Consider the following 6304-nt stretch of genomic DNA (forward strand, 5'->3'; position numbering starts at 1 on the left):
CCAATCGCTTGGCGGGGCCGCTTTCGTAACCGGATGTGCGCGATTAATCGATGTCTTCAAACGGCTCGTCCGCATCTTCGGACGGATGTGGCGGCGTATACGGGAAGAGGATGTCGTAAAATTTGTACTTTCTGCGGTTCTCGTCCGGCTTCAGCTCGCGGTACCGTTTGATCAGGTTGGAGATTTCGTTCAAAAACTCTTTCCGCTCTTCTTTCGTCAGGTTGAATTCGGTGATGTTGTACCCGAATGTATCCTTGTACTCTTTGCGGACATCGACATCGCTGGCGATGAAGTGGTTCAAGGTCCGCATGAGGTCCTGCTCGGTGGTGCGGATCGGCGTAAACATCACGTCGCTCAACTGGTGGGCGTTTTCCTCGATCATCACTTGCAGCTTGACTGTGATCAGCTTAGCTACAGGCTGGTAATATTTTTCGACGATGGAACCTTTGACACGGGTATCCACTTGCTCAAGCAAGCCGACACGCACCAGCTCTTTGACATGATAGTGAAGGCGGGCTGCGTTTTCGCCCAGCTCTGTCGCGATCTGCTTGGCTGTCCGCGGCTCCAAATCTTCGAATAACTCCAGAATTTTCACACGCTCGGGGATCGCCAATGATTTTAAGGCTTCAGGATCTGTAACATCGTAAAATTCTCTCATGACTTTCAGTTCACCGTCCAGCTTCTATATGAAAGATTCATCTACACTCTTAACAATTCTTTATAATTGCTGCCATCCATCAATTCTATCGTTTTCTTGGGCAAATCGCAACTTGCTCCTGTATGTTTTTAATACATTAATGTGCGAAAAAATTAAGTTTCTCATTCGTGTATGGTAAAATGTGAGCAAAACCATCTCTTTAAGGAAGGGATTTCCATGAATTCAGTCGGACAAGCCGCCCCTGCGTTTTCTTTGCCAGCCAGCAACAATCGGACGATCTCGCTTTCCGATTACAAAGGCAGCTATGTTGTGCTTTATTTTTATCCGAAAGACATGACGCCGGGCTGCACGACAGAAGCGTGCGATTTCCGGGATTACCACGGCGATTTCGCCAAACTGAACACGATCGTTTTGGGCATTAGCCCGGACGATGTCAAGTCGCATGACAAGTTTACCGTCAAGCACGAGCTGCCTTTCCCGCTGCTTGCCGACACCGACCACCAGGTAGCGGAAGCATATGGCGTGTGGGTGCTGAAGAAAATGTACGGCCGGGAGTACATGGGCATCGAGCGCTCAACCTTTGTCATCGATCCGGAAGGAAACATTGCCAAGGCATGGACGAAGGTGAAGGTGAAAGGCCATGTGCAGGAAGTGCTCGATTTCATTCGCGCGCAACAGAAGTAGACCATTTGCCAAAGGGGATAATGATTACGCATGAGCATACCTATGGATTATATGATTGAATCGTTTGTCACACTCGCCAACATTCCAAGCCCGACCGGAAACGCGGGCCCAGCGATCGCGTGGGTGGAAGAAGAATTCCGCAAGCTTGGGCTGGCGGTGACGCGGACGAACAAAGGAGCGGTGCTGGCGACAGTCAAGGGAGCCAATGACGAGAAGCACCGTCTTGTAGCGGCGCACGTCGATACGCTGGGCGCGATGGTCAAGGAAATCAAGAGCAACGGCAGGCTCCGCCTGACCAATATCGGCGGCTATGCGTGGAATACGGTGGAAGGCGAGTATTGCACCATCGAGTCGGCGATCACCGGCAAAACGTTTACCGGCACCGTCGTGATGATGAAGTCGTCCGTCCATGTGCACAGCACTGAGGTGGGCAAGACGGAGCGGACGGAAAAAGTGATGGAAGTTCGCCTGGATGAAAAAGTGGTGTCCAAGCAGGATGTGCTCGACCTCGGAATCCGCGTCGGCGATTTCGTCTCCTACGATCCGCGGGTGACTGTGACGGACAGCGGATTCATCAAGTCGCGCCATCTCGATGACAAGGCGAGCGTAGCGATTATCCTCGGCTTGCTGCGCCATCTGAACGAGAGCGGACAAAAACTGCCGTACACCACGCATTTTTATATCGCCAATAACGAAGAGATCGGCTATGGCGCGAATTCCAACATTCCTGCGCAAACCGTTGAGTATTTGGCGATCGATATGGGCGCGATCGGTGAAGGACAGGCCACGGACGAATACTGCGTCTCCATCTGCGCGAAAGATTCGTCCGGCCCGTACCACTATGGTTTGCGCAAGCATCTGGTCAAGCTGGCTGATGAACTTGGGCTCAACTATCAGGTGGACATTTATCCAAGCTACGGCTCTGACGCAAGCGCTGCGCTGCGGGCAGGGCATGATATCGTACATGGCCTGATCGGACCGGGCGTGGATGCGTCCCACTCGTTTGAACGGACGCACCGCGAATCGTTTGAAAATACTTACAAGCTGGCTCTCGCCTACCTGCTGCATGGCGAATTGATGGCGTAGGCGGCGGAAGGGGCAATCAAGGTTGAACAACATGTACAGCTGGGCGGATTACTACGATTTGACGCAGCGCGGCGTTCCGGGAGACGTTTCTTTTTATGTGGAAACGGCGCGCAAATACGGAGGGGACGTTCTTGATCTGGCTTGCGGTACAGGCAGGATCAGCATTCCTTTGGCGGAGGCGGGTCTTGAGGTGACAGGCATGGACTTGTCGAGCGAGATGCTGGCCCGCGCCCAGGTCAAGGCGCAAGAAGCCGGTTTCTTTGAGCAGATCACGTTCCTGCAAGGCGATATGCGCAAATTCGAGCTTGGCAAAACGTTTTCGGTCATCATGATTCCGTTCCGCTCGTTTCTGCATCTGCTGCAAATCCACGAGCAGATGAAAGCGCTCGGCTGCATCCGGCGCCATCTGAAGCCCGGCGGCAAGCTGATCATGAACGTGTTTGTGCCGAAAATCGAACACCTTTACGAAGAAAGCGAAAAAATGTCGCTGCGCAGCATTTTTCCGTTGGAGACAGGCGAGCAGGTGGCCATGTGGGATTACACGCGCTATGACCATTTCCAGCAGCTTTCCGAGGTGACACGGACGTACGAGCGGCTCAGTCCGCAAGGCGTCGTTACGGAAAAAGTGGTCGGCCGCTTCACGCTGCGCTATATTTTTCCGACGGAGCTGCACCATTTGCTGCGGTTAAACGGCTTTAAAGTGATCGAACGGTACGGCGCTTTTGACAAATCGCCGTTCGACGCGAAAAGCAGCGAGCTGATTCTCGTTGCGGAATAATCGATGCTCACGGCTTGCAAAATGGAATCTGGGGAGGGGTTGTGCGGGATGAAAATATACACGAAATCGGGCGACAAAGGGGAAACATCGCTTGTGTACGGCGCGCGTGTGCCCAAATATGCGGATCGGGTCGAGGCGTACGGGACATGCGACGAGGCGAACTCGGTGATCGGGCTTGCGCTGTCTACGCTGCCGCAGGACGATCAGTGGCGGGAGCTGCGCGGTTTTTTCCATATCGTGCAGACGAAGCTGTTCCATATCGGGGCGGAACTGGCTACGCCAGCTGATAAAAAGGTGGGATGGCCGATCCAGGAGCAGGATGTTCTCGACCTGGAAGCCCAGATCGACACGCTCGACGGCCATTTGCCGCCGCTCACCAATTTTGTTCTGCCAGGCGGACACCCGAGTGCAGCAGCGCTACATGTGGCTCGTACCGTCGTGCGCAGAGCCGAGCGAAAAGCCGTTCAACTCTCGACTGCGGAAGAAGTGAATGCGGTCGTCATCAAATATTTGAACCGCCTGTCCGATTATCTGTTTGTCGCCGCCCGCTATGTGAACAGCAAGACGGGCAATGTGGAGCCGAATTTGCACGAATAGAAGTTGCAGCAAAAAGCGTGTTGGGCGGAAGTAGCAGCGTCCAGGCACGCTTTTTTTTGTACATATGCCGATGAGGTTTTCCCAGAAAGGTCTTCCCAGTGAATGTGGGATGGCGTGTTATAATATAAGGAATAGAGAAGAGGTGAGGGGCAGGCTATGGCAAAACTAACGATGAAACGTTTCCTGCAGACGCTCGCGGACATGTTCCCCGATGCGCATTGCGAGCTGAATCATACCAACGCCCTTGAGCTGACAATCGCGGTGCTGTTGTCTGCGCAATGCACGGATAAAAAGGTGAACCAGGTCACGGAGCGGCTGTTTCAAAAATACAAAACGCCGACCGATTATTTGATGGTTCCGCTTGAAGAGCTTCAGGAGGACATCCGGCAAATTGGGTTATATAAAAACAAAGCGAAGCATATTCAAGAATTGTGTCGGATGTTGATCGATCATTACGATGGCGAAATTCCGGAGAAGCACGAAGAGTTGGTCAAGCTGCCGGGGGTCGGGCGCAAAACGGCAAACGTCGTCGTCTCGACCTGGTTCGGTGTCCCTGCGCTGGCTGTCGACACGCATGTGGAGCGCGTCTCCAAGCGTCTCGGCTTTTGTGAGGAAGAGGACACGCCGCTGCAGGTGGAAAAGACGCTGATGCGCAAAATCCCGAAAAAGGTATGGACCGTGAACCATCATCGTCTGATCTTTTTCGGACGCTACCACTGCAAGGCACAAAACCCGCAGTGCGCCACCTGTCCGCTGTTCGATGCGTGTCCGTCAAGACGGAATCTTTCCAAGTCGAAGGCTTCATCGTAATTGATATTGACATTTTTGACAAACTAGAGATACACTTTATTTATAACAATTCTAAAATGATTGTAATTGTTACCATGATGCTTACGGATAGGAGGTGCAAGATGATATGGCGCGAGTGGAAAAAGCGATCGAAATTTTGAAGCATACCGGAGTGCGCATGACTCCGCAGCGTCATGCGATCTTGGCGTATCTTTTGGATGCCATGAACCATCCTACGGCTGATGAGATATACAAGGCGCTTGAGGGACAATTCCCCAACATGAGTGTTGCGACGATCTATAACAACCTGCGTGTCTTTAAAGATGCCGGGCTGGTTAAAGAGCTTACCTATGGTGACGCATCCAGCCGTTTTGACGCGAATGTTGAGGAAGAGCACTACCACGTGATCTGCTCCGGCTGTGGAGTCATCCGTGACTTCCAGTTTCCGTACCTGAGTGAAGCTGAGCATTCTGCCGCACAGCTCACAGGCTTCAAGGTGACGGGACACCGGATGGAAGTATACGGATTGTGCGAAGATTGCCAGAAAAAACCGCATTGATCGAGTTTCATCCTTGGGGAAGACATCTTATCTGCTGTGACGAACGGTAGTGAAGATGTTTTTTTGTCTTCGTCCATGTGGAAGTGAAATACGGAAATGTAACTTCTTGATGCCTTTCGACGTCTTATTGCTTGGGGAAATGCGGAAGTAAACAGTACATACAATGTATGATCGGGAAAAGAAATGAGGAGGAACCGTTGTGAGCCTATCGTTACATTCTCCTCCGCGCATCAAGCGAAAGCGAAAATTGTGGGGACCGCGTCTGATGCTCCTCTGCTTTTTTGTCTTGGTTGTGGGGAGTATCGGGATTTGGTATGTGAATCAGTTGCCTTCTACGGAACATGTCGCGCCTTTTGGCGGAAAAACCAATGTCATTGTCTTTAACGGAGAAGCATTCGAGCAGCCGTATCGCACAGAAAATGGGCAGATCATGCTGCCGTTCGATTTTATCAAGGCGCATCTCGATCCCAATGCGTTTTGGGACGAGCCGACGGATTCCTTGATCATTACGACAAAAGACAAAGTATTGCGAATGGAGAGCGGCCAGCTGACCGCTTATTTGAACAAAACACCGGTTACCCTGCAGATCCCGCTGACCGAGCAAGATGGCATCCGCTATGTGCCGTATGCCCCGTTGGAAAAGCTGTATCCGTTCCAGCTCGATCTCGTGGCGCAAACAAATGTGCTGAAAGTGGCCAAGCACGGCGCAAGCGTACAGGAAGGGAAAGTCGTGGCCGATGGGGACACGGAGCCGCTGCGGACAGGGGCTGGCATTAAAAATCCGATCGCGGGCGATCTGGCGGGCGATTCGATCGTGCAAGTGTTGGCTGAGCGGGAGGGCTGGTACCGGGTGCAAGCGGAAAACGGCTTGGTCGGCTATTTGCCGAAGGATGCGGTTTCGCTGACTGCGATTAAAACGATTGCCCCTGCAAGTCCGACGATCGAGCAGGAAGCAGCAGCCTGGAAGCCGCTCGGCAAAAAGATCGTTCTCGCGTGGGAGCAGGTCACCAAAAAGACGGCAAATACAGCGAATTTTCCTGAAATGGCAGGCTTGAACGTCGTTTCACCCACCTGGTTCGAGCTGAAGGATGACAAAGGGACGTTTACAAACAAAGCGGATGCGGCTTACGTGAAATGGGCACACAGCAAAGGC

8 protein-coding genes (1 of these 8 only partly in view) are annotated in these 6304 nt (G+C 52.4%); 7 read left to right on the forward strand and 1 reads right to left on the reverse strand.

What is annotated here, in order from left to right; translation table 11 throughout:
* Nucleotides 1–43: 43 nt before the first annotated feature.
* Nucleotides 44–658, reverse strand: coding sequence for a helix-turn-helix domain-containing protein (locus tag ACTID9_RS04835; RefSeq protein ID WP_441070135.1), 615 nt, complete (start codon nt 656–658; stop codon nt 44–46).
* Between the two features lie 216 nt (nt 659–874).
* On the opposite strand from ACTID9_RS04835, the gene bcp reads away from it, so the two are divergent.
* The 7 genes from bcp to ACTID9_RS04870 all read left to right on the forward strand — a co-directional run.
* On the forward strand, nt 875–1342 hold the full coding sequence (gene bcp, locus ACTID9_RS04840) for a thioredoxin-dependent thiol peroxidase (RefSeq protein WP_441070136.1): 468 nt from the start codon (nt 875–877) through the stop codon (nt 1340–1342).
* A 30-nt stretch (nt 1343–1372) separates the two neighbouring features.
* Entirely contained in the window at nt 1373–2428 is a 1056-nt protein-coding gene (locus ACTID9_RS04845; RefSeq protein WP_441070137.1) for a M42 family metallopeptidase, read from the forward strand.
* A 22-nt stretch (nt 2429–2450) separates the two neighbouring features.
* Nucleotides 2451–3206 (forward strand): class I SAM-dependent methyltransferase, encoded by a 756-nt coding sequence (locus tag ACTID9_RS04850; RefSeq protein ID WP_441070138.1) that lies wholly within the window; start codon nt 2451–2453, stop codon nt 3204–3206.
* A gap of 48 nt (nt 3207–3254) precedes the next feature.
* Complete coding sequence (locus tag ACTID9_RS04855) at nt 3255–3803, forward strand: cob(I)yrinic acid a,c-diamide adenosyltransferase (protein WP_441070139.1); 549 nt, start codon at nt 3255–3257, stop codon at nt 3801–3803.
* A gap of 156 nt (nt 3804–3959) precedes the next feature.
* Entirely contained in the window at nt 3960–4613 is a 654-nt protein-coding gene (gene nth, locus ACTID9_RS04860; RefSeq protein ID WP_441070140.1) for an endonuclease III, read from the forward strand.
* A gap of 106 nt (nt 4614–4719) precedes the next feature.
* Complete coding sequence (gene perR / locus ACTID9_RS04865; protein ID WP_441070141.1) at nt 4720–5151, forward strand: peroxide-responsive transcriptional repressor PerR; 432 nt, start codon at nt 4720–4722, stop codon at nt 5149–5151.
* Nucleotides 5152–5350: 199 nt separating this feature from the next.
* Nucleotides 5351–6304: the 5' portion of a glycosyl hydrolase family 18 protein gene (locus ACTID9_RS04870; RefSeq protein WP_441070142.1), read on the forward strand. It continues 789 nt past the right edge of the window; the window shows 954 of its 1743 coding nt (coding positions 1–954); it begins with the start codon at nt 5351–5353; its stop codon lies beyond the right edge, outside the window.

Source organism: Brevibacillus fluminis (genome assembly GCF_052072235.1).
In the GTDB taxonomy this organism is placed as follows: Bacteria; Bacillota; Bacilli; order Brevibacillales; family Brevibacillaceae; genus Brevibacillus_D; species Brevibacillus_D fluminis_A.

Bases quoted from the DNA above. Each gene is read 5' to 3' on its own strand.
- ACTID9_RS04835 (WP_441070135.1), bottom strand. From the start codon at position 658: ATGAGAGAATTTTACGATGTTACAGATCCTGAAGCCTTAAAATCATTG.
- bcp (WP_441070136.1), top strand. From the start codon at position 875: ATGAATTCAGTCGGACAAGCCGCCCCTGCGTTTTCTTTGCCAGCCAGC.
- ACTID9_RS04845 (WP_441070137.1), top strand. From the start codon at position 1,373: ATGAGCATACCTATGGATTATATGATTGAATCGTTTGTCACACTCGCC.
- ACTID9_RS04855 (WP_441070139.1), top strand. From the start codon at position 3,255: ATGAAAATATACACGAAATCGGGCGACAAAGGGGAAACATCGCTTGTG.
- nth (WP_441070140.1), top strand. From the start codon at position 3,960: ATGGCAAAACTAACGATGAAACGTTTCCTGCAGACGCTCGCGGACATG.
- perR (WP_441070141.1), top strand. From the start codon at position 4,720: ATGGCGCGAGTGGAAAAAGCGATCGAAATTTTGAAGCATACCGGAGTG.